Annotated in this window: 15 protein-coding genes and 1 pseudogene; 6 read left to right on the top strand and 10 right to left on the bottom strand. The window is 71.9% G+C overall.

Going from position 1 to position 21,859, the window contains the following annotated elements; translation table 11 throughout:
- Positions 1-9 precede the first annotated feature (9 nt).
- Both ACFZDK_RS14740 and ACFZDK_RS14735 read left to right on the top strand, forming a co-directional pair.
- The gene (locus ACFZDK_RS14740) at positions 10-3,651 is read left to right on the top strand and encodes a hydantoinase B/oxoprolinase family protein (protein WP_390972567.1); all 3,642 of its coding nucleotides are present in this window, start codon (positions 10-12) and stop codon (positions 3,649-3,651) included.
- On the top strand, positions 3,632-4,237 hold the full coding sequence (locus tag ACFZDK_RS14735; RefSeq protein WP_390972565.1) for an ATP/GTP-binding protein: 606 nt from the start codon (positions 3,632-3,634) through the stop codon (positions 4,235-4,237). The genes ACFZDK_RS14740 and ACFZDK_RS14735 overlap by 20 nt, the downstream gene beginning before the upstream one ends.
- A 59-nt stretch (positions 4,238-4,296) precedes the next feature.
- On the opposite strand, the gene glpK is transcribed toward ACFZDK_RS14735, so the two are convergent.
- The 5 genes from glpK to ACFZDK_RS14710 form a co-directional block, all read right to left on the bottom strand.
- Positions 4,297-5,817: a glycerol kinase GlpK gene (gene glpK, locus ACFZDK_RS14730; protein ID WP_390972564.1), complete on the bottom strand. Its 1,521-nt coding sequence runs from the start codon at positions 5,815-5,817 to the stop codon at positions 4,297-4,299.
- A 73-nt stretch (positions 5,818-5,890) separates the two neighbouring features.
- Positions 5,891-6,628 carry an MIP/aquaporin family protein gene (locus ACFZDK_RS14725; protein ID WP_359224660.1) on the bottom strand — a complete coding sequence of 246 codons (738 nt, stop codon included), beginning with the start codon at positions 6,626-6,628 and terminating at the stop codon, positions 5,891-5,893.
- Between the two features lie 306 nt (positions 6,629-6,934).
- Positions 6,935-8,575 carry an EAL domain-containing protein gene (locus ACFZDK_RS14720; protein WP_390972561.1) on the bottom strand — a complete coding sequence of 547 codons (1,641 nt, stop codon included), beginning with the start codon at positions 8,573-8,575 and terminating at the stop codon, positions 6,935-6,937.
- A gap of 112 nt (positions 8,576-8,687) precedes the next feature.
- Positions 8,688-9,878: a lipid-transfer protein gene (locus tag ACFZDK_RS14715; protein WP_390972560.1), complete on the bottom strand. Its 1,191-nt coding sequence runs from the start codon at positions 9,876-9,878 to the stop codon at positions 8,688-8,690.
- The gene (locus ACFZDK_RS14710; RefSeq protein ID WP_390972559.1) at positions 9,875-10,321 is read right to left on the bottom strand and encodes a zinc ribbon domain-containing protein; all 447 of its coding nucleotides are present in this window, start codon (positions 10,319-10,321) and stop codon (positions 9,875-9,877) included. The genes ACFZDK_RS14715 and ACFZDK_RS14710 overlap by 4 nt, the downstream gene beginning before the upstream one ends.
- A gap of 187 nt (positions 10,322-10,508) precedes the next feature.
- Between ACFZDK_RS14710 and ACFZDK_RS14705 the strand changes: the two genes are divergently transcribed.
- The gene (locus ACFZDK_RS14705) at positions 10,509-11,042 is read left to right on the top strand and encodes an NUDIX domain-containing protein (protein ID WP_390972558.1); all 534 of its coding nucleotides are present in this window, start codon (positions 10,509-10,511) and stop codon (positions 11,040-11,042) included.
- Positions 11,043-11,052: 10 nt separating this feature from the next.
- On the opposite strand, the gene ACFZDK_RS14700 is transcribed toward ACFZDK_RS14705, so the two are convergent.
- Positions 11,053-11,568 (bottom strand): hypothetical protein, encoded by a 516-nt coding sequence (locus ACFZDK_RS14700; RefSeq protein WP_390973398.1) that lies wholly within the window; start codon positions 11,566-11,568, stop codon positions 11,053-11,055.
- Positions 11,569-11,619: 51 nt separating this feature from the next.
- Positions 11,620-13,414: pseudogene (locus ACFZDK_RS14695) on the bottom strand (TIM-barrel domain-containing protein); the annotation flags it as partial.
- Between the two features lie 213 nt (positions 13,415-13,627).
- Between ACFZDK_RS14695 and ACFZDK_RS14690 the strand changes: the two are divergent.
- Positions 13,628-15,595: an acetoacetate--CoA ligase gene (locus ACFZDK_RS14690; protein WP_390972557.1), complete on the top strand. Its 1,968-nt coding sequence runs from the start codon at positions 13,628-13,630 to the stop codon at positions 15,593-15,595.
- Between the two features lie 18 nt (positions 15,596-15,613).
- Here the strand turns inward: ACFZDK_RS14690 and ACFZDK_RS14685 are convergent, their stop codons facing one another.
- Positions 15,614-16,933, bottom strand: a complete 1,320-nt coding sequence (locus tag ACFZDK_RS14685) for an aminotransferase class I/II-fold pyridoxal phosphate-dependent enzyme (protein WP_390972555.1) — start codon at positions 16,931-16,933, stop codon at positions 15,614-15,616.
- A 45-nt stretch (positions 16,934-16,978) separates the two neighbouring features.
- Between ACFZDK_RS14685 and ACFZDK_RS14680 the strand changes: the two genes are divergently transcribed.
- Together ACFZDK_RS14680 and ACFZDK_RS14675 are read left to right on the top strand one after the other, a co-directional pair.
- Positions 16,979-18,253, top strand: coding sequence for an MFS transporter (locus ACFZDK_RS14680; RefSeq protein ID WP_390972553.1), 1,275 nt, complete (start codon positions 16,979-16,981; stop codon positions 18,251-18,253).
- Between the two features lie 22 nt (positions 18,254-18,275).
- A complete protein-coding gene (locus ACFZDK_RS14675; RefSeq protein ID WP_390972552.1) occupies positions 18,276-19,169 on the top strand; it encodes a hypothetical protein in 894 nt (297 codons plus the stop codon).
- A gap of 72 nt (positions 19,170-19,241) precedes the next feature.
- On the opposite strand, the gene ptsP is transcribed toward ACFZDK_RS14675, so the two are convergent.
- Complete coding sequence (gene ptsP, locus ACFZDK_RS14670; protein WP_390972550.1) at positions 19,242-20,912, bottom strand: phosphoenolpyruvate--protein phosphotransferase; 1,671 nt, start codon at positions 20,910-20,912, stop codon at positions 19,242-19,244.
- Between the two features lie 86 nt (positions 20,913-20,998).
- Positions 20,999-21,448 (bottom strand): PTS glucose transporter subunit IIA, encoded by a 450-nt coding sequence (locus ACFZDK_RS14665; RefSeq protein WP_365684972.1) that lies wholly within the window; start codon positions 21,446-21,448, stop codon positions 20,999-21,001.
- Positions 21,449-21,859 lie beyond the last annotated feature (411 nt).

Raw genomic sequence — 21,859 nt, 5'->3', positions numbered from 1 at the left:
AGTAGTGACGTGACAGGCTGGCAGTTCTGGGTCGACCGTGGCGGTACGTTCACCGACGTCGTCGCACGGCGCCCGGACGGCCGGCTGCTCACCCACAAACTGCTCTCCGACAACCCCGCGCGGTACGCCGACGCGGCCGTGGCAGGCGTCCGCGAACTCCTCGGCGGCTCCGGCGACCCCGTCGCTGCCGTCGACGCGGTCCGCATGGGCACCACCGTCGCCACCAACGCGCTCCTGGAACGCAAGGGCGAACGCACCCTTCTCGTCATCACGCGCGGCTTCCGCGACGCCCTGCGCATCGCCTACCAGAACCGCCCCCGTATTTTCGCCCGCCGCATCGACCTGCCCGAGCTGCTGTACGAACGGGTCGTCGAGGCCGACGAGCGCGTCGCCGCCGACGGCACCGTCCTGCGCGCCCCCGACCTGGACGCGCTGTCCGGCCCGCTGCGGGAGGCGTACGACGACGGGATCCGCGCCGTCGCCGTCGTCTGCATGCACAGCTACCTCCACCCCGCCCACGAGCAGGCGATCGGCGAGCTGGCCGCCCGCACCGGCTTCCCGCAGATCTCGCTGTCCAGCGAGGTCAGTCCGCTGATGAAGCTCATCCCGCGAGGCGACACCGCCGTCGTGGACGCCTACCTGTCGCCCGTGCTGCGCCGCTACGTCCGGCAGGTCGCCGACGCACTCGAAGGCGTGCGGCTGATGTTCATGCAGTCCAACGGAGGCCTCGCCGAGGCCGGTCAGTTCCGCGGCAAGGACGCCATCCTCTCCGGCCCGGCCGGCGGGATCGTCGGCATGGCCCGGATGTCGCGGCTCGCCGGCTTCGACCGGGTCATCGGCTTCGACATGGGCGGCACCTCCACCGACGTGTCCCACTACGCGGGCGAGTACGAGCGGGTCTTCACCACGCAGATCGCGGGCGTCCGGCTGCGCGCGCCCATGCTGGACATCCACACCGTCGCCGCGGGCGGCGGCTCGGTGCTGCACTTCGACGGCTCCCGCTACCGCGTCGGGCCGGACTCGGCCGGTGCCGACCCCGGCCCGGCCTGCTACCGGGGCGGCGGCCCGCTCGCCGTCACCGACGCCAACGTCATGCTCGGCCGTATCCAACCCGCCCACTTCCCGCGGGTGTTCGGGCCCGGCGGGGACCAGCCCCTGGACGCGGATCTGGTCCGGGACCGCTTCGCCGGCCTGGCGCGGGAGATCCGCGAGCAGACCGGCGACGACCGCACCCCGGAGCAGGTCGCCGAGGGCTACCTGAGCATCGCCGTGGCCAACATCGCCAACGCCGTGAAGCGCATCTCCGTCCAGAAGGGCCACGACGTCACCCGCTACGCCCTCACCACCTTCGGCGGGGCCGGCGGGCAGCACGCGTGCATGGTCGCCGACTCGCTCGGCATCCGGACCGTCCTGGTGCCGCCCATGGCCGGTGTCCTGTCCGCACTCGGCATCGGCCTCGCCGACACCACCGCCATGCGCGAACAGTCCGTCGAGGCCCCGCTGGAGCCCGCCGCCATGCCCGGCGTCCGCAAGACCGCCGACGACCTGGAGGCCGCGGCCCGCGCCGAACTCCTCGCCGAGGACGTCCCTGAGGACCACATCGAGGTCACCCGCCGCGCCCAGCTCCGCTACGACGGCACCGACACCACCCTCACCGTCGAACTCACCGAGCCCGACGCGATGAAACACGCCTTCGAAGAACGTCATCGCGCCACGTACTCCTTCACGCTCGACCGCCCGGTCGTCGTCGAAGCCCTTTCCGTGGAAGCCACCGGCATCACCCCACCCCCCGATCTCTCCGCCCTCGCCCCGTACGAGGGCCGCCCCGCCGCCTCGGAAGCCGTCCGGCTCCACACCGGCGGCGCCTGGCGCGACGTACCCCTCCACCGCCGGGAGGACCTGCCTCCCGGGGTGCCCGTCACCGGCCCGGCGCTCGTCACCGAGGCCGGTGCCACCACCGTCGTCGACGACGGCTGGCGGGCCGCGGCGACCGACGACGGGCATCTGGTCATGGAACGCGCGACGGTCACACAGAGTTCCGATCTCGACACGGAAGCCGACCCGGTCCTGCTCGAGGTCTTCAACAACCTGTTCATGTCGATCGCCGAACAGATGGGCGCCCGGCTGGAGTCGACGGCCCAGTCCGTCAACATCAAGGAACGCCTGGACTTCTCCTGCGCCCTGTTCGACCCGGACGGGAACCTGGTGGCCAACGCCCCCCACATCCCCGTCCACCTGGGCTCCATGGGCACCAGCGTCAAGGAGGTCATCCGCCGCCGCGGCACCTCGATGCGGCCCGGCGACACCTACGCCGTCAACGACCCGTACCACGGCGGCACCCACCTGCCGGACGTCACCGTCGTCACGCCCGTGTTCGACACAGAGGGTGACCGGATCCGGTTCTACGTCGCCTCCCGCGGCCACCACGCCGAGATCGGCGGCATCGCACCCGGGTCCATGCCGGCGAACAGCCGCACCATCGAGGAGGAAGGCGTCCTCTTCGACAACTGGCTGCTCGCCGAGGACGGCCGCTTCCGCGAGCCGGAGACCCTCCGCCTGCTCACCGAGGCGCCGTACCCCTCCCGCAACCCGAAGACCAACCTCGCCGACCTGCGCGCCCAGATCGCCGCCAACCGCAAGGGCGTCGACGAGGTCACCCGCATGATCGAGGACTTCGGCCTCGACGTCGTCCAGGCCTACATGCGGCACGTCCAGGACAACGCGGAAGAGGCGGTCCGCCGCGTTATCGACGCCCTGGACGACGGCGAGTACGCCTACGAGACCGACTCGGGCGCCGTCATCCGCGTACGCGTGCGCGTGGACCGCCACGACCGGCGCGCGACCATCGACTTCACGGGCACCTCCGCGCAGCTGGCCACCAACTTCAACGCCCCCTTCTCGGTGGTCAACGCGGCCGTGCTGTACGTCTTCCGCACCCTGGTCGCCGACGACATCCCGCTCAACGACGGCTGCCTGCGGCCCCTGGACATCGTCGTACCGCCCGGATCCATGCTCGCCCCCGAGCCGCCGGCCGCCGTCGTCGCGGGCAACGTCGAGACCTCCCAGGCCATCACGGGCGCCCTCTACGCGGCCCTCGGCGTCCAGGCCGAGGGCTCCGGGACGATGAACAACGTCACCTTCGGCAACGAGCGCCACCAGTACTACGAGACCGTCGCCTCCGGATCCGGCGCCGGTGACGGTTTCCACGGCGCGAGCGTCGTACAGACCCATATGACCAACTCCCGGCTCACCGACCCGGAAGTCCTGGAGTGGCGACTGCCCGTCCGCCTCGACGAGTTCGCCGTACGGCGGGGCAGCGGCGGCGCCGGCCACTGGCACGGCGGGGACGGCGCGGTCCGCCGGATCCGCTTCCTCGAACCCATGACCGTCTCCACCCTCTCCCAGCACCGCCGCGTCCCGCCGTACGGCATGGCGGGCGGCGCACCCGGCGCACTCGGCGCCAACCGGGTGGAGCGGGCCGACGGCACGGTCACCGGACTCGGCGGCAGCGACGCGGCGGACGTCGGCCCCGACGACGTACTCGTCATCGAAACCCCAGGCGGCGGCGGATACGGACGTCCGTCACCAACCCCCGTCAGGAACGACCCCCACCTAGCAGGAGAAGAGACCGATGATCTTCGGCCGATCTGAGCGCGGCAAGCCCCCGGTCGAACCCGTCACGCTCAAGATCCTCGTGGCAGGCGGCTTCGGCGTGGGCAAGACGACCCTGGTCGGCGCGGTCAGCGAGATCAGGCCGCTGCGCACCGAGGAGCTGCTCACCGAAGCCGGGCGGCCGGTCGACGACACCAACGGCGTCGAGGGCAAGCACACCACCACTGTCGCCATGGACTTCGGCCGCATCACCCTGCGCGAGGACCTGGTGCTGTACCTGTTCGGCACCCCCGGGCAGGAACGGTTCTGGTTCATGTGGGACGAGCTGTCCGAGGGCGCGCTGGGGGCCGTCGTGCTCGCCGACACCCGCCGCCTGGAGGACTGCTTCGCCGCCGTCGACTACTTCGAGCGGCGCTCCATACCGTTCGTCATCGGCGTCAACTGCTTCGAGAACGCGGCCCGCTACCCGGTGGAGGACGTCCGCCAGGCCCTCGACCTCGACGCGGACGTGCCCGTCGTGCTCTGTGACGCACGGGACCGCGAGTCGGTCAAGGAAGTGCTCGTCGGCGTCGTCCAGCACGCGATGGCGTACGGGGCGGCCCGCCGGCGGGCCGTCACCGGCTGAACGGCGGCGACACGGCCCGTACCCCCGCCGACCGGGGTACGGGCCGTGGTCCCAGGGGGTTACTCGTCGCCCTCCTCGATCCAGCCGAAGCTCTTCTCCACCGCCTTGCGCCAGCTGGCGTACTCCCGCTCGCGCACCGAAGCCGCCATGGCGGGCGTCCACTCCACGTCCTTCTGCCAGTGCGACTTGAGCTCGTCCAGGTCGTTCCAGACGCCGGTCGCCAGGCCGGCCGCGTAGGCGGCGCCCAGGCAGGTCGTCTCGGAGACCCGGGGCCGGATCACCGGCACCCCGAGGACGTCGGCCTGGTGCTGCATCAGGAGGTTGTTCTTGGTCATGCCGCCGTCCACCTTCAGGGTCGTGATCTGCACCCCGGAGTCCTGGTACATGGCGTCCACGACCTCCCGCGTCTGCCAGCTCGTCGCCTCGAGCACCGCGCGGGCCAGGTGCGCCTTGGTGACGTACCGGGTGAGTCCGGTGACGACCCCGCGCGCGTCCGAGCGCCAGTAGGGCGCGAACAGGCCGGAGAAGGCGGGCACGATGTAGGCGCCGCCGTTGTCGTCGACGCTCGCCGCGAGCGTCTCGATCTCGTCGGCGGTGCGGATGATGCCGAGCTGGTCGCGGAACCACTGGACGAGCGCGCCCGTGATGGCGATCGAACCCTCCAGGCAGTACACGGGGGCCTCGCCGCCGATCTTGTAGCCCATCGTCGTCAGCAGTCCGCTCTTGGACGGCACCGGCCGGTTGCCCGTGTTGAGCAGCAGGAAACTGCCCGTCCCGTAGGTGTTCTTCGCCGTGCCGACGTCGTAGCAGGCCTGCCCGAACACGGCCGCCTGCTGGTCGCCCAGGGCAGACGCCACCGGCACACCGGCCAGCTGGCCGACGGCGGTGCCGTACATCTCGGCGGAGGACCTGATCTCGGGCAGCACCGCCTCGGGGACGTTCATCGCGGCGAGGATGGCGGCGTCCCACTGGAGGGTCTCCAGGTTCATCAGCATGGTGCGCCCGGCGTTGGTGACGTCGGTGACGTGCCGGCCGCCGTCGGTGCCGCCGGTGAGGTTCCAGATCAGCCAGGAGTCGATGGTCCCGAAGGCGATCTCACCGCGCTCGGCCCGGTCCCGCAGCCCGGGCACGTTGTCCAGCAGCCAGGCCGCCTTGGGCCCGGAGAAGTAGCTGGCCAACGGCAGTCCGGTCTGCTCGCGGAAGCGGTCCTGGCCGTCGCTGCCGCCCAGTTCGTTGCAGAGCGCAGCGGTGCGGGTGTCCTGCCAGACGATCGCGTTGTGCACGGGCTTGCCGGTGGCCCGGTCCCACAGGACGGTCGTCTCGCGCTGGTTGGTGATGCCGAGCGCGCTCAGCTGGTCGGCGCGCAGCCCCGCCTTGGCGAGCGCCCCGGCGACCACGGCCTGCACCTTGGACCAGATCTCGGTGGCGTCGTGCTCCACCCAGCCAGGCTTGGGGAAGATCTGGCGGTGCTCGCGCTGGTCTACGGCGACGATGGCACCGCCGTGGTCGAAGATGATGCAGCGGCTCGACGTGGTGCCCTGGTCGATCGCGGCGACGTACGTGTCGGCGGTGTCCGTCATGGCTGCCCCTTGGTCGCTGGTCGGAAGGCTGCGTTGGTGGGAGGGCCGCGGTGCCTCTGGGGACCGCGCCGAGTCAGAAGGCCACGTTGTAGATCAGGCCCGCGAGCGCCCCGCCGGCCAGCGGGCCGACGACCGGGATCCAGGCGTAACCCCAGTCGGAGGTGCCCTTGTTGGGGATCGGCAGGAAGGTGTGCACGATCCGCGGGCCGAGGTCGCGGGTCGGGTTGATGGCATAGCCGGTGGGCCCGCCGAGCGACAGTCCGATGCCGACGACGAGCAGCGAGACGATCAGCACGGTGGTGCCCGACTCACCGAGCCCCTTGGTGAGTCCGAACGCGAGGATCGGCAGGACCAGCGCGATCGTCGCGATGATCTCGGTGATGAGGTTGGCGACCGGGTTCCGGATCTCCGGGATCGTGGAGAAGATGCCGAGCGTCGGTGTCGGTTCCTCTCCTGTCTCCTGGTCGCGGACGTTGGCCTGGAACTGGGCCAGGTAGACCAGGTAGGTCAGGACGGCGCCCAGCATCGCGCCGGTGAACTGGCCGAGCAGATAGACCCAGACCTTGCCCCACTCGCCGGTGTCCACGGCGATGCCGATGGTGACGGCGGGGTTGAGCTGCCCTCCGGACAGAGGGGCGGCGGTGTAGGCGCCGGCGAGGACGCCGAACCCCCAGCCGAACGCGATCACCACCCAGCCGGAGGCCCGGGCCTTGGAGTGTCTGAGGGTGACGGCGGCGCAGACCCCGGCTCCGAAGAGGATCAGGATGGCGGTGCCGATGACTTCGCCGACGAATATGTCTCCGTTGCTCATGGCGGCTCCTAGGGCGCTGGCCGGGGGATCACCCCGGCGCTCCGAGCAGGAACGGTTCCCTTGGCGACGTCAGCCGAAGGCAGGGAAGGCCCCGCGCCCCGCCCGGCGTCCGTGACGAGCGTGCCGTAGCAGCCGAATCGCCCATGGGGGGACAGGCCTGGAGACAGGAGCGGCCCATGGCGCAGTGCCTGAATACGCCGAGAATGTACGGCGATGTCGACCGACACCGGAAGTTTTCACCGGCACTCAGGGAGCGTCAAGGTCGCCGACGGCAACGATGACAGGCAACCCACCGGAAAACAGTTTTCACGGCTCCACCGCCGCGTACCCGGCCTGGGCCGGATACGCGCCCGAGCCGCGCCGGATCTCGTGGCCGGGCAGCCCCGCCCGCCCCAGCACCCAACTCGCCCCGTGCAGCGCCTTGGCGGCCTTCTTGAGGGGCGCCAGACACGCGGCGGCCTGCCGGTGGTCGGCCACGCTGCCGGGGCCGCACACGACGGTGGCCAGGGACAGCGTGACGGGACGCCCGCCCGCCGACCAGGGCGCGTCGAGGAGCGTGGCCACGGCACCCAGCCCCGCCTCGTCGGCGAGCACCAGGAAGTCGTCCCCGCCGATGTGTCCCACGCGCGCGTGCCCGACGGCGGCCTCCTGCAGCGCCTGCCCCACCGACCGGATCAGCTCGTCGCCCGCGGCGAACCCGGCGCCGTCGTTCACCTGTTTGAAGTGGTCGATGTCCAGCCAGCTCAGCGCGAAGATCCGGCCGTCCGCGATCCACCGGTCCACCTCACCCGTGATCGCGTCCGAACCGGGCAGCCGCGTCAGCGGGTTGAGCCCGGCCGCCTCCTCGACCCGGCTCTCGGCGAGCGACCGTACGAGGTCGGCGAGGCGTACGACGCCCACACAGCGCCCGAGCCGGTCGACGACCGCCACATCGTCCGAGGTGCGGTCCCGGCCGCCGACGGCCACCACGTCCAGCACCTCCCAGGCGGTCGCGTCGACGCCCACCGTGCGCGGTGCGTCGCCCAGCTTGAACGCCGGGCGGTCCGCGTACAGGGCGTGTCCGTAGCGGCCGGACATCGACAGCAGGAAGCGGGAGCGGTGCACCGACCGGACGGGGGCGCCCGTCTGGTCCACCAGGAGGACGCCGGAGACGTCCGGGGAGCCGGTGAGCAGGGCCCGCACCTGCAGCGCGGACGCGGTGACCGGCAGCAGCGCGGCCGGCCGGATGAACTCCCGCACGGACGGCCCGGAGCGCGGCGGGGCGACGGCGACGGGGGAGGGCGGCGGAACGTATACCTCCGCGACCGGGATCCGGGCCGGGGGCGCGAACAGCTCGCCCTGGGCCAGCTGAGCGCCGGCCGACACGGCGGCCGCGTACTGGAGCTCGGTCTCCACGCCCTCGACGGCCACCAGGGCGCCCAGTTCCTCGCACAGGGTGCGCATCGCCCGCACCGCGGCCGGCCGGCCGAGCAGCGAGGCGTCGAGCTTGACCAGGTCGGGGGAGAGGTCGGTGAGCAGCCGCAGCGGCACGTCCCCGTCCCCGATGCCGTCCGCGCTGATCCGGAAGCCCTGGCCGCGCAGGATCGCCACGGCCTCCAGCAGGGCCTGCTGCGGCACGTGCGTGTACGGCGGGACGACGTCCAGGGTCACCTCCCAGGGCATCCGTCCGGCTTCCCGGATGGCCTCGGGCAGCGGGCCGATGCCGCCCAGGTCGGCGAGCGTGGCCGCGAAGACGTTGATGTGCAGCGGCAGGAGCGTCTCCTTGCGGGCCGCCGCGCGGAAGGCGAGCACGGCCAGCCTGCCGTCGAGTTCGGGATTCCGGCGGGCTTCGGCGAGGATGTCGCCGGTCTCGGGGCGGGCGAGGATCTCCAGTGCGGCTATCCCGCCGGTCGCCAGATTGACCACCGGTTGGAAGGCGAAACGGAGAGCATCCGTCCAGGTGCGCACGGGAGCATGATGACCCCGCCGGCGTACGCCCAGGGGCAGTTCATAAGACGTTCACGCACCATTTCAGGGTGGTCGCGTACGGTGTGCGATCCCTGGTGTCACACCCGCCCCGCTAGCGCACCGCTATCACGGACGAGCCGTGCCCGAACAGCCCCTGGTTGGCCGTGATCCCCACGCGCGCGTGAGCCACCTGCCGGTCGCCCGCCGCCTCCCTCAACTGCCAGGTCAGCTCGCAGACCTGGGCGATCGCCTGGGCCGGCACCGCCTCCCCGAACGAGGCCAGACCCCCGCTCGCGTTGACCGGTATGCGGCCGCCCGGGCCCGTCGCGCCCTCGCGCAGCAGCTTCGCCGCCTCGCCCTCGGCGCACAGCCCCAGATCCTCGTACCACTGCAACTCCAGGGCGGTGGACAGGTCGTACACCTCGGCGAGGGACAGCTCGTCGGGGCCGATGCCCGCCTCCTCGTAGGCGGCGTGGGCGATCGACGCCCGGAAGGTCTGTTCCGGGGGCGCCACCGCCGCCGCGGAGTCGGTGGCGATGTCCGGCAGGTCCAGCACCGTGCTGGGATAGCGCGGCGTCACCGTGGACACCGCGCGGATCCGCACCGGCCGCGCCACCCCGTGCCGACGCGCGAACTCCAGGCTGGACAGCACCAGTGCGGCGCCGCCGTCGGAGGTCGCGCAGATGTCCAGCAGCCGCAGCGGATCGGCGACCACCTGGGAGGCCGCGACCTCCTCGGCGGTGACCCGCTTGCGGTAGCGGGCGTACGGATTGAGTGCGCCCAGAGCCGAGTTCTTCACCTTCACCAGCGCGAAGTCCTCCGGGGTGTCCCCGAACACCGCCATCCGGCGGCGCGCGTACAGCCCGAAGTACGTCGGGTTCGTCGCCCCGAGCAGCCGGAAGCGCAGCCAGTCGGGATCGTCGGGACGGTCCCCTCCGGCGGGCCGGAAGAACCCCTTGGGGGCCGCGTCCGCGCCCACCACGAGCACCACGTCCGCGAGCCCCGCCAGGATCTGGGCCCGCGCGGCGGCGACCGCCTGGGCCCCGGACGCGCACGCCGCGTACACGCTCGCCACGCGGGCCCCCTGCCAGCCCAGCGCCTTGGCGAAGGCTGCGCCCGCGACATAGCCGGGGTAGCCGCCACGCACCGTGTCCGCGCCCACGATCGAGCCGACGTCCCGCCACCGGAGCCCGGCGTCCTCCAGGGCCGCGCGGGCCGCCGCCGTCCCGTACTCGACGAAGCCGCGCCCCCACTTGCCCCAGGGGTGCATGCCCACGCCGAGCACCGCCACGTCCGCCGTCATGCCGCCACCCCCGTCGGCCGCCAGTGCCAGGTCGTCCAGGCCGTCTCCGCGTCCTCGCTCAGCACTCCGGGGACGGCCTCGACCTCCATGCCCACCGCCAGATCGGCGACGGTGATCCCGGGAACCGCCTGACCCAGCACCACGATCCGCTCGGACTCCAGCTCCACAGCGATCAACGCGTACGGCTCCCACGGAAGTTCCGGATCGCTCACATAGGGTGACGGCGGCCGGTACCTGCCGTCGGTGTACGACCAGATCCGCCCGCGCCGGGAGAGCGGGACCTCCTCCAGCTCGCCGCCCGCGCACCCCGGATTGCGGCAGTGGGCGTCCTCGCGCGGGAAGAAGACCGAGGAGCAGGCCGCACAGCGGGTGCCCAGGAGCCGGAAACGGTCTCCCTCGCCCGTGAACCAGCCGTCGACCGCGGGCCTGTGTGTACGCGACAAAGCTCCTCCAGAGAACCGGATCTGACGGAACGTCAGAAGTGTGCCACGGGCCGCCGGAATTGGGCAGGCCGTCCGGCCGAACCGACCGCACCTGCCGGTTCCCGGCTTTCCCGGTTCGTTTCACTTCCGGAAGAAGACGTTCCCCTGACCGCAAGACGGCGTTCCCGTGATCGGATAAAGTCCGCGCGTGTCCGAAAATCAGCACCCAATTGCCAACTCCGCTCCGGGCTCGCACTGTTCGAGCTGCGGAGCGCCCTACGGAGCGGGAGTCTCCGGCTGGCCGCGCACCTGCCCGGCCTGCGGCCACGTCGCCTACCGCAACCCGCTGCCGGTGGCGATCGCCCTCCAGCCCGTGTACGACACGAAGGGCACCGCCCTGGTCGTCATCACCCGCACCGTCGCCCCCGCGCGCGGGGGCACCGCGCTGCCCGGCGGCTATGTCGACGACCGCGAGGACTGGCGGCACGCCGTCGTCCGTGAGCTCAAGGAGGAGACGGGCATCGACGCGGCCGCCCGCGACGTACGGCTCGTCGACGCCATGAGCTCACCCGACGGGCACCTGCTGCTGTTCGGACTCCTTCCGGAACGTCCCGTCGAAGGGCTCCCGCCGTCCGGCGCCACCGACGAGACCGAGGGCTGGAAGCTGCTGCGCAGGCCCGAGGAGCTCGCCTTCCCGCTGCACAGCGTGGCGGTACGCGCGTGGTTCGAGGGCCGCTACTGAGCCCTCCGGCTCAGCCCAGCCCCCTGACGCGCACCGGGTGGGCCGGCTCGGCCACGCCGTTGTCCCCCTCGCGTCGGACCACCACCCGCCGGCCCTCCCAGCGGGCGACGTAACGCTCGATCTCCGGCTCGTCCCAGCCGTCGCCCGCGTCCGGCACGAACAGCCCGCCTCCCGTCCGTCCCCGGACGGGGGCCCACACCTCGAGCTGCGTCCCGCCGTCCTCGCCCCGCACGGGAAGGACGGCACCCGCACGCGCGAGCACCGGAATCCGGGACAGCGGAGCGTCCACGAGCACCTGCCCGGGCCCTTCGTACGCCTGCTCGGTGACCGTGTCGTACCAGCGCCCGCGGGGCAGCTGCACCGCGCGCCGGTCGGCGCCCGGGTCCAGCACCGGAGCCACCAGCAGTCCGTCGCCGAGCAGGAACGCGTCCTCGCAGTCGCGCAGCGCCCGGTCCTCCGGCGCACCCCACCACACAGGACGCACATAGGGCGCACCGGTCCGCCGGGCCAGATGCGCCAGCGTCATGAAGTACGGCAGCAGCCTCCGCCGTTCGAGCAGCGCCACGCGCGCGTGCTCCAGCACCTCGGCCCCGAACTCCCACGGTTCCCGCCGCCCCGCCCGCATGCTCGCGTGGGTCCGGAACAGCGGCAGATAGGCGCCCAGCTGGAACCAGCGCAGAAACAGCTCCGGCGACGGACTCCCGTCGAAGCCGCCCACGTCCGGCCCCGAGTACGGCACCCCGCACAGCCCGAGCCCCAGAACCAGCGAGAGGGACGCGCGTAGCCCCGGCCAGCCGGTGGCGACGTCGCCGGACCACGTCCCCCCGTAGCGATGCATGCCCGCCCAGCCGGAGCGCGAGAACAGGAACGGCCGCTCCTCGGGCGCCAGTTCCCGCAGACCCTCGTAGGCCGCCCGCGCCATGCAGAGCGCGTAGACGTTGTGCGCCTCCCTGTGGTCGCCGCCCCGGCCCTCCAGGGAGTGCCGCGAGGAACGCGGCAGCGTCGACTCGCCGAAGGCGCTGAGGGAGGTCGGCTCGTTCATGTCGTGCCAGAAGCCCGCGAAGCCCTGCGCGAGCCGCTCCTCGTACAGCTCGCCCCACCACTTGCGCACGCGCGCGTGCGTGAAATCGTTGGAAGACCGTCTCCCCGGGCCACACCACGCCCTCCACCAGCCGCCCCGACGGATCCCGCACAAAGGCGTCGACGGCCGTCCCGCTGTCGTGGACCGAGTTGCCCGGCTCGGCCTTCACCGCCGGATCCACGATCGACACCAGCCGGATCCCGTCCCGCCGCAACTCCTCCGCCAGCGTCGGCAGCTTCGGGAAGCGCTCCTGGTCGACGGTGAACACCTGATGGGCGTCGTAGTGGTCGATGTCCAGATGGACGGCGTCCAGCGGCAGACCGCGCTCCTGGTAACCGGCGACGATCCGCCGTACCTCCTGCTCGCTGCCGAAACCCCAGCGCGCGTGGTGATGGCCCAGCGCCCACTTCGGCGGCAGCGCGGGCGCGCCCGTCAGGGAGGCCCAGGTGTGCAGCACGCGCGCGGGGGTGCCCACCATCACCCAGCAGCGCAGCGGACCGCCGTCCATCCGCAGCTCGGACCGCCCGGTCCGGTCATGGCCGGAACCGGCCCCCTCCTCGCCCTCCCGGAGACTCACCGTCCCGTCCCACGAGGTGTCGTGGAACACCAGATGCGCGGCCGCGTCCGCCACCACCAGCTGCACCGGCATGGTGATGTACAGCGGATCGTCTCCGGGCCCGAACGCGTGTCCGGGGTCGGTGTTCCACAGGCGGTACGTTCCATCACGCAGCCGCGGCCCCGAGGCGCGCCCGCCGAGACCGAAGAACCGCGCGTCCGCGGCCACCTCCGAGCGCTGCACCCAGCGCGCCGTACCCCCGTCCACCGGCTCCCACCACCGGGGCGGCAGATCCCGCCGCAGCATCACGCCACCGGGCGTGCTCACCTCCACCGCGCCGTGCCGCGAGACACTGACCGTCGCCCGCTCCGCCACCACCCGCCAGCCGCCGTCCGTGTCCGGCTCCAGGACCGCCCGCGGATCCGGCTCCGGGCAACGGCCCACGAGCGCGTACGACGGCTCGGCACCGGCCCCGTCCCAGCCCCAGAACACCGCCCCGTTCACGGCGACCGTGATGCGCAGCTCGGACCGGCTGAAGCGGATCACACCGCCCCCCGGCCCCGGCTCCGCGCCCTGCACCGGCCCCGGCACCCGGGCCCGCTCCGCGCCCCGTGCGGGCAGCGCGGCGGCATCGATCCGCCTCCTGCGCCACGCGGCCCGTACGGTACGCAACCCCTGAGCCGCATTCCTCGAACCGACCACTCTCACCGAACGCACCAGGTCACGACCGTCCATGCTGCTCACCCTGCCACTCAGCGCTCCACACGCGCGTACCGTTCAACTGCCGTTCACCCGTGCCAGGACCACATCTTCACGACACGGACTATGTGGAGCGCGCCCTGGTGTAGAAGTCGATCACATGGCATCATCCCTGTCAGCCGCGTCACGCGCACACCCCAGCCCGTGCGCGCCCCTCGCACACCAGCGCAGAAGCCCGGGAGCCGCCCCATGTCGACCGCGAACCCCCAGCCGCTCTGGCAGCCCGATCCGCAGCGGATCGCCCAGGCACGCATCACCAGGTTCCAGTCCTGGGCGGCGGAACGCCACGGAGCCCCCACCGAGGGCGGGTACCCGGCCCTGCACCGTTGGTCCGTCGACCAGCTGGACACCTTCTGGAAAGCCGTCACGGAATTCTTCGACGTACGGTTCTCGACGCCCTACGCGCGCGTGCTCGGCGACCGCTCCATGCCCGGCGCCGAGTGGTTCCCCGGCGCCAGCCTGAACTACGCCGAGCACGCTCTGCGCGCCGCCGCCACCCGCGCGGACGAACCGGCCCTCCTGTATGTCGACGAGACCCACGAACCCCGCCCGGTCACCTGGGCTGAGCTGCGCCGCCAAGTGGGCTCCCTGGCCGCCGAACTCCGCGCGCTGGGCGTCCGCCCCGGCGACCGCGTCAGCGGCTACCTCCCGAACATCCCGCAGGCCGTGGTCGCCCTCCTCGCCACCGCCGCCGTGGGTGCCGTCTGGACCTCCTGCGCCCCCGACTTCGGCGCCCGCAGCGTCCTGGACCGCTTCCAGCAGGTCGAGCCCGTCGTCCTGTTCACCGTCGACGGTTACCGCTACGGCGGCAAGGAGCACGACCGCCGCGGGATCGTCGCCGAACTCCGCCGCGAACTGCCCACCCTGCGCGCCGTCGTCCACATCCCGCTGCTGGGCACCCCGGCCCCCGAGGGGGCCCTGGAGTGGTCGGCCCTCACCTCCGCCGACACCGAGCCCGAGTTCGAACAGGTCTCCTTCGACCACCCGCTCTGGGTGCTCTACTCCTCCGGCACCACCGGCCTGCCCAAGGCCATCGTCCAGTCCCAGGGCGGCATCCTGGTCGAACACCTCAAACAGCTCGGCCTGCACTGCGACCTGGGCCCCGAGGACCGCTTCTTCTGGTACACCTCGACCGGCTGGATGATGTGGAACTTCCTCGTCTCCGGCCTGCTGGCGGGCACCACGATCGTCCTGTACGACGGCAGCCCCGGCCACCCCGACGTCAGCGCCCAGTGGCGGGTCGCCGAACGCACCGGAGCCACCCTCTACGGCACCTCCGCCGCGTATGTGATGGCCTGCCGGAAGGCCGGCGTGCACCCCTCCCGCGACTTCGACCTCTCCCGGGTGCGGTGCGTGGCCACCACCGGCTCCCCGCTGCCCCCCGACGGCTTCCGCTGGCTGCACGACGAGGTTCGCGACGATCTCTGGATCGCCTCCGTCAGCGGGGGCACGGACGTGTGTTCCTGCTTCGCGGGTGCCGTACCCACCCTCCCGGTCCACACCGGCGAACTACAGGCACCCGGCCTCGGCACCGACCTCCAGGCCTGGGACCCGGCCGGCCGGCCCGTAGTCGACGAGGTCGGCGAACTGGTCGTCACCAACCCCATGCCCTCGATGCCGATCTATTTCTGGAACGACCCCGACGGCAGCCGCTACCACGACAGCTACTTCGACACCTACCCCGGCGTCTGGCGCCACGGCGACTGGATCACCGTCACCTCACGCGGATCGGTGATCATCCACGGCCGCTCCGACTCCACGCTCAACCGCCAGGGCGTACGGATGGGCTCGGCCGACATCTACGAGGTCGTCGAGCGCCTGCCCGAGATCAAGGAGTCCCTGGTCATCGGCATCGAGCAGCCCGACGGCGGCTACTGGATGCCCCTGTTCGTCCACCTGGCCCCGGGCGCGGTCCTCGACGAGGCCCTGCTGAACCGCATCAAGCAGGCCATCCGCGAACAGCTCTCACCACGCCATGTCCCCGACGAGATCATCGAGGTCCCCGGCGTCCCGCACACCCTCACCGGGAAGCGCATCGAGGTCCCGGTCAAACGCCTTCTCCAGGGCGCACCCCTGGAGAAGGCCGTCAACCCCGGCTCCATCGACAACCTCGACCTGCTGGGCTTCTACGAGGACCTGGCCCGCAAACGCGCCTGACCCTCCCCAGAGACGCGATCAGCCGCCGTAGGTGGCCTCGGACTCGCCCAGCACGGCGGCGAAGTCCGAGGCCAGCCGTACCGCGTCGGCCGGCTCCAGCCCCGCGGTCGAGATCCGGACACCCGGCCCGGCCGACAGCCGGAACCGCGCCCCCGCGGCCACCCACCAGCCGTACGACCGGAGCCCGTTCACCACGGCCGACTCGTCCCGCACGGGCACCCACAGGTTCATTCCGCTCGCCCCGTGCGAGGCGATCCCGCGCCCGGCCAGCTCCGCGGCCAGCGCCTCCCGGCGCAGCGTGTACGTCTCCCGCGCGCGTGCCACCAACGCGCGCGTGCCCGCGTCCGTCATCAGCCCGAGCACCGTCTCCTGCAGCAGGTGGCTGACCCACCCGGACGTCAGCAACAGCAGACCGTCGTGCCGCGCGAGCGTCGTCGCATCACACGCGGCCGCCGCCCACCGCAGGTCGGTGCCCAGGAACTTGCTCACCGTCCGCACATGCACCCAGCGGGTCGGCCCGGCCCCGGCCAGCGAGTTCAGCGGGGCGTCGGTCACCGAGGAGGCGTGATCGTTCTCGACCGCCAGGACATCGGGCTCCTCCCGCAACACCTCGGCCAGCGCGTCCCGGCGAGCCACCGAGAAGCAGCCCCCGTACGGATTCTGCGCCCGAGGGCTGTACACCACGGCCCGCACACCCGCGCGCAGCGCCGTACGCAGGGCGTCCGGGCGCATCCCCTCGTCGTCCACGGCCACCGGCACGATCCGCAGCCCCAACGCCGGGACGAGATCGAGCAGATGGTGGTAACCAGGGTCCTCCATGGCCACCGCGTCCCCGGGCCGCAGCTCCACCGACAACAGCCGGCCGACGAGATCCAGCGCCCCGTGCGCGAACGTCACATGCTCCACCGGCACACCGTCCGGCCGCAGCCAGTCCCGCACGGCTTCCTCCAGCCGCGCGAGCCGGGGCGTCGAACGGTGCGACCGGGCACCGGGGGAGAGCCGTGAGGGCGGCACCAGACCGGGCAGCAGGGCGGGATCCGGATGCCCGCCGGCCAGATCCCGGAGCCCCTCGGGGACCCTGGGCGGCCGCCGGGACGCCACCGCCGGAGCCGGCGCCACCACGGTGCCGCCCCGTCCGCGCGTGACGACAATCCCGCGCCGCCGCAGCTCCTTGTACGCCGTGGCGACCGTCCCCGGACTCACCCCGAGCTCGTCCGCGAGCCGCCGCACCGGCGGCAGCGCTGCCTCCGGGCCCAACGCGCCCTCGGCCACCCCTTGTTCCACGGACGCGGCAATCCCCTTGGCCGTCGTACCACTGATCGCATATTGTGTTGCCACGTTGGCAAGTATGTATCAGTACATAATGTCCGGCAAGGGGGAGCAGTGAACGCGAAGCCCGGCGAGACCGCACGGCACAAACGCGTACCGGGAGGCCGCGACGGACGAAGAATGCTCCTCGTCGCCCTGGTCGACCGCGTCGGCAGCGGCCTGTGGGCATCCGTCTCGGTCCTGTACTTCACCTACGTCTCGGGCCTCTCCCTCGCCGAAGTCGGCACCCTCGCCGCCGTATCGGGCGCCATCGGCATCGCAGGAGCCCCACTGGGCGGCCGCATCGCCGACCGACTGCCCCTCACCCGCGTCCTGATCGCACTCCAACTCCTGCGCGCCCTCGCCTCCTTCGCCCTGCTCACCACCCACGACTACGCCCTGCTGCTCGCCATCTCCGCCGTCGGCGCCCTCGGCGACCGCGCCGCCAACGTGCTCACCAAGCTCTACGCCACCCGTATCGCCGGCCCCGACCGGGTCCGCTACCAGGCACTCAACCGCACCATCGCCAACGCGGGCTGGGCCCTGGGCGGCCTCGCCGCCGCGGCAGCCCTCGCCCTCGGCACCACCACCGCCTACCGCTGCCTCCTGGCCGGCGACGCCCTCTCCTTCGTCGCCGCCGCACTCCTCACCCTGCGCTGCGGCGAACCCCCGTCACCCTCGCGGATCGTGGCCGGCTCCCGGACCGAACCGGCCAGCACAAGGCCCGCCAACCCCTGGCGCGACCGGGCCTACCTCGCCTACGTCGCCACCGACACCGTGCTCTTCCTCGACGACGCCGTCTTCAAGGTCGGCCTGCCCCTCTGGATCGCCCACAGCGACCACGTACCCCACGGCCTCGCACCCCTGCTGCTCGTCCTCAACAACGTGATGGTGGTGGCCCTCCAAGTCCCCCTGGCCCGCTTCGGCACCACCAGCGAAGCCGCCCGCCGGCTCCTCGTCCCGCTCTCCGCCGCATTCGCCCTCGGCGGCATCACGATGGCCCTCTCCGCCACCGGCGGAACCCTCACGGCGATCCTCCTGCTCACCGCCGCGGCCGCGGCCTTCACCGTCGCCGAGATACTGCACGCCACCGTCTCCTGGGAACTCTCCGTCGCCCTCGCCCCCGACACCGCCCAGGGTGCCTACCTCGGCGTCCACGGACTCGCCCAGTCCGCCCAGCGCAGCATCGGCCCACTCGCCGTCACCGCGGCCATCGCCACCGGCCCCCTCGGCTGGACCACATTCGGCGCAGCCATCGCCCTGACCTGCGCAATTCAGCACCACTTGGTCCGCGACCGACTACCGCAACCCGCGTTGTCAGTGGCGCCGATTACTGTGAGTGAGCATTGATCGACCGCTCACAGGGGGAACCATGGCACACACCGACCACCGCACCATGCGACGCGTCCTGCGCCGCGAAATCGCCGGCACCATCGGCCTGCTGACCGACGAACACGACTTCCGCGCCATGCGGCGCTACCGCACCTTCGCCTTCGACGACCACCCCACCTACCTCCGGCAGATCGAAGCCCTCCTCAGGACCCGTGCGGCAGCGGGCACCCACACCACACTCGCCCTGTTCGACCCCGAGGAATACGCCGAGTTCTGCACGGACAGCGGACTCGACCCCGACCACCCCGCGAGCCGCACCCGCTTCACCGCCGACCTGGCGGCCACCGGCGCCACCATCCCCTACGACGGCAGGCCGCTGACCGACCTGGTCCCCGCCCTCGTCGACGAGGCCGTACGCCAGGCCACCTGGGAGTACGCCAGCACCCTCCTCGCCCGCCTGGGCCCCTGTTCCACCTGCGGCGAGGACCTCGGACGCGCCGCCTTCACCCGCGCCTCCCACCTCCTCACCCGCATCCTCGACACCGCCCCACCAGGCGACCGGCACCTCGTATGCAGCGTCTCCGGACCACCCGAAACCCTCGTCACCGTCCTCCACGCCGACCAGGGCGCCGAAGGCACCACCCACCTCGACGAAGCCGAAGCCCTCGAATTCACCAGCGTCCTCGCCCTCGGCCTGGCCACCCGCACCCCCGGCGGGCTCGTCATCCGCACCACCGCCCCCGGCACCGCCGACCGCGTCTACGGCTGGCGACTGCGCGGCGACGGCCTCACCCCCCTCACCGCCGGCGAGGTCTTCGACGCCTACTGCACCGACGTCGAATCCGGCGACCTCATCTCCCCGGAATCCGACGTCGACTACAGCGCACCCCCCGACCTCGGCGACCAGGAGACGACACCGGGCCACCACCACTGAAACGCACCAGGGGCGCCCCACCCGTCAGGTGGAGCGCCCCTGGAAGAACGGCCGGTCACGGCCGCCGGCCGACTACTCGCCGGACAGCACCGCCTGCGCCGCGGCACGGGCCTCGTCCGCGCTGTCGGTGGCCCGCGCGGCGGAAGCGGCCCGCTCGCACTGGGCAAGCGTGTACTTCGCCAGCGCCGCCCGGACATAGGGAATCGACGCCGCGCCCATGGAAAGAGAGGTGACACCCAGACCCGTCAGCACACAGGCCAGCAGCGGATCGGCCGCGGCCTCACCACATACACCACAGCTCTTACCCTCCGCCTTGGCCGCCTCCGCGGACAGCGCGACCAGGTCGAGCAGTGCGGGCTGCCACGGATCCTGCAGCCGGGACACCGCACCCACCTGACGGTCCGCGGCGAACGTGTACTGCGCCAGATCGTTGGTGCCCAGCGACAGGAACTCGACCTCCTGGAGAATCGAGCGCGCCCGCAGCGCCGCCGACGGAATCTCCACCATCGCGCCGAACTTGGCCCGCAGCCCCGCCTCGCGGCAGGCATCGGCGAACGCCTTGGCATCCGCACGGTCCGCCACCATGGGCGCCATGACCTCGAGGTAGACAGGGAGCCCCTCGGCCGCCTTCGCCAGCGCGGTCAGCTGGGTGCGGAGCACCTCCGGGTGGTCGAGCAGCGTCCGCAGACCCCGCACGCCCAGCGCCGGGTTCGGCTCGTCCGACGGAGTCAGGAAGTCCAGCGGCTTGTCGGCACCCGCATCCAGCACGCGCACGACGACCCGGCCCTCGGGGAACGCCTCGAGCACCTGACGGTAGGCCTCGACCTGCTTCTCCTCGGACGGCGCGTTCTTGCTGTCGTCCAGGAACAGGAACTCGGTACGGAACAGACCGACGCCCTCGGCACCGGCCGCCACGGCCGCCGGCACATCCGCCGGACCGCCCACGTTGGCCAGCAGCGGCACCTTGTGCCCGTCAGCGGTGACACCCGGGCCGGTCGAAGCGGCCAGCGCGGCCTTGCGCGCGGCGGCCGCCGCCTCCAGCTCCGCCTTCTTCTCCGCACTCGGGTTCACGAAGATGTCCCCGGTGCTGCCGTCGACGGCGATCATCGTGCCTTCGGCGAGCTCACCGGCACCCGGCAGCGCCACCACGGCCGGCACCCCGAGCGCCCGCGCCAGGATCGCGCTGTGACTCGTCGGCCCGCCCTCCTCGGTCACGAAACCGAGCACCAGGGCCGGGTCGAGCAGCGCCGTGTCCGCCGGCGCCAGATCCCGCGCGACCAGCACATAGGGCTCGTCGCTGTCCGGGACACCCGGCATCGGAACCCCCAGCAGCCGGGCGACGATACGATTCCGCACGTCGTCCAGGTCGGCCACCCGGCCCGCGAGGTACTCGCCGGCTCCGGCCAGCAGCTCGCGGTACGCGGCGAACGCGTCGTACACGGCACGCTCGGCGGTGCTGCCGACGGCGATCCGCCGCTCCACGTCCGCCATCAGCTCGGGGTCCTGGGCCATCATGGCCTGCGCCTCGAGCACCGCCTGCGCCTCGCCGCCCGCCAGGTTGCCGCGCGCCATCAGGTCGGCGGCCACCGCGTCCACGGCCTGACGGGCGCGTCCCTGCTCCCGCTCCGCCTCCTCCGCGGCGATCTGCTTGGCAGGCGGCTCCAGCACCGCCGTTCCCATGTGCCGAACCTCGCCGATCGCCACACCGTGGCTCACGCCGACGCCTCGCAGCGTTGTCTCCATCTCACCCGTCTCCGATAGTGCGGCGGGTCCCGCCGCCGCGATGGTTGTCGTGGTCGTCAGCTGGTCGTCAGCTGCAGACAGAGGAGTCAGCTCCAGGCGAAGAGGCTGTCGCCGGCCTTCACGTCACCGTCTTCGCGGAGCTCGGAGAGGGAGTCGGCGGTCGCCTCCAGGGCCACGACGGGGCACACCGGGGACTTGCCGGCGGCCTCGACCTCGGCCGGGTTCCAGCGCACGATGCCCTGGCCGCGGGTGACAGTGTCGCCCTTGTTGACGAGCAGTTCGAAGCCCTGGCCGTTGAGCTGCACGGTGTCGATACCGAGATGCGTGAGCACGCCGTGGCCGCTCTCGTCCACGACGACGAACGCGTGCGGGTGCAGAGAGACGATGACGCCGTCCACGGGCGCCACGACCTCGGAAGGCTCGCGAGCGGGGTCGATCGCTGTGCCCGGGCCGACCATGGCCCCGGAGAAGACCGGATCCGGCACGGCGGCCAGTCCGATGGCACGTCCTGCGAGCGGGGACGTCACGGTGGTCATGGGAAGCCTCCCGGGAGTGGAGCTGCTTACGGGCCGTCACTGGCTGTCCCGGACGGCACTGAGCAGCAGCGTATGTCATATGAAGTGGCGGTTCCGCATGGAAGCTACCAGCTAGTGGTCTAGACCACCAGTCTAATCGATTTGCGTGCCCTTCGAGGCCCCGTGTACAGTCGTACTCCTGCTTGAGACCGAGCGGCGCGATAAAAAGCGTCCTTGCTCAGCAGCACCCAAACTCGTCAGATCCTAACTCGGGATCATCTTCCGCATGCCTGCGGGACGGTGGTCAGGGAGACGGAAAAACACTGGTAGAGTTTGGAACACCGAAGGGAAGCCCGGAGGAAAGCCCGAGAGGGTGAGTACAAAGGAAGCGACCGTTCCTTGAGAACTCAACAGCGTGCCAAAAGTCAACGC

The organism is Streptomyces sp. NPDC007901 (assembly GCF_042959465.1).
Lineage (GTDB): Bacteria > Actinomycetota > Actinomycetes > Streptomycetales > Streptomycetaceae > Streptomyces.
The sequence above is the reverse complement of the archived record's forward strand: the minus strand, read 5'-3'. Positions and strand labels throughout refer to the sequence as shown.

Bases quoted from the DNA above. Each gene is read 5' to 3' on its own strand.
- ACFZDK_RS14715 (WP_390972560.1), bottom strand. From the start codon at position 9,878: ATGACGGCGGACGTGGCGGTGCTCGGCGTGGGCATGCACCCCTGGGGC.
- ACFZDK_RS14665 (WP_365684972.1), bottom strand. From the start codon at position 21,448: ATGACCACCGTGACGTCCCCGCTCGCAGGACGTGCCATCGGACTGGCC.
- ACFZDK_RS14700 (WP_390973398.1), bottom strand. From the start codon at position 11,568: ATGACGCTGGCGCATCTGGCCCGGCGGACCGGTGCGCCCTATGTGCGT.
- ACFZDK_RS14725 (WP_359224660.1), bottom strand. From the start codon at position 6,628: ATGAGCAACGGAGACATATTCGTCGGCGAAGTCATCGGCACCGCCATC.
- glpK (WP_390972564.1), bottom strand. From the start codon at position 5,817: ATGACGGACACCGCCGACACGTACGTCGCCGCGATCGACCAGGGCACC.
- ptsP (WP_390972550.1), bottom strand. From the start codon at position 20,912: ATGGAGACAACGCTGCGAGGCGTCGGCGTGAGCCACGGTGTGGCGATC.
- ACFZDK_RS14675 (WP_390972552.1), top strand. From the start codon at position 18,276: ATGGCACACACCGACCACCGCACCATGCGACGCGTCCTGCGCCGCGAA.
- ACFZDK_RS14735 (WP_390972565.1), top strand. From the start codon at position 3,632: ATGATCTTCGGCCGATCTGAGCGCGGCAAGCCCCCGGTCGAACCCGTC.
- ACFZDK_RS14690 (WP_390972557.1), top strand. From the start codon at position 13,628: ATGTCGACCGCGAACCCCCAGCCGCTCTGGCAGCCCGATCCGCAGCGG.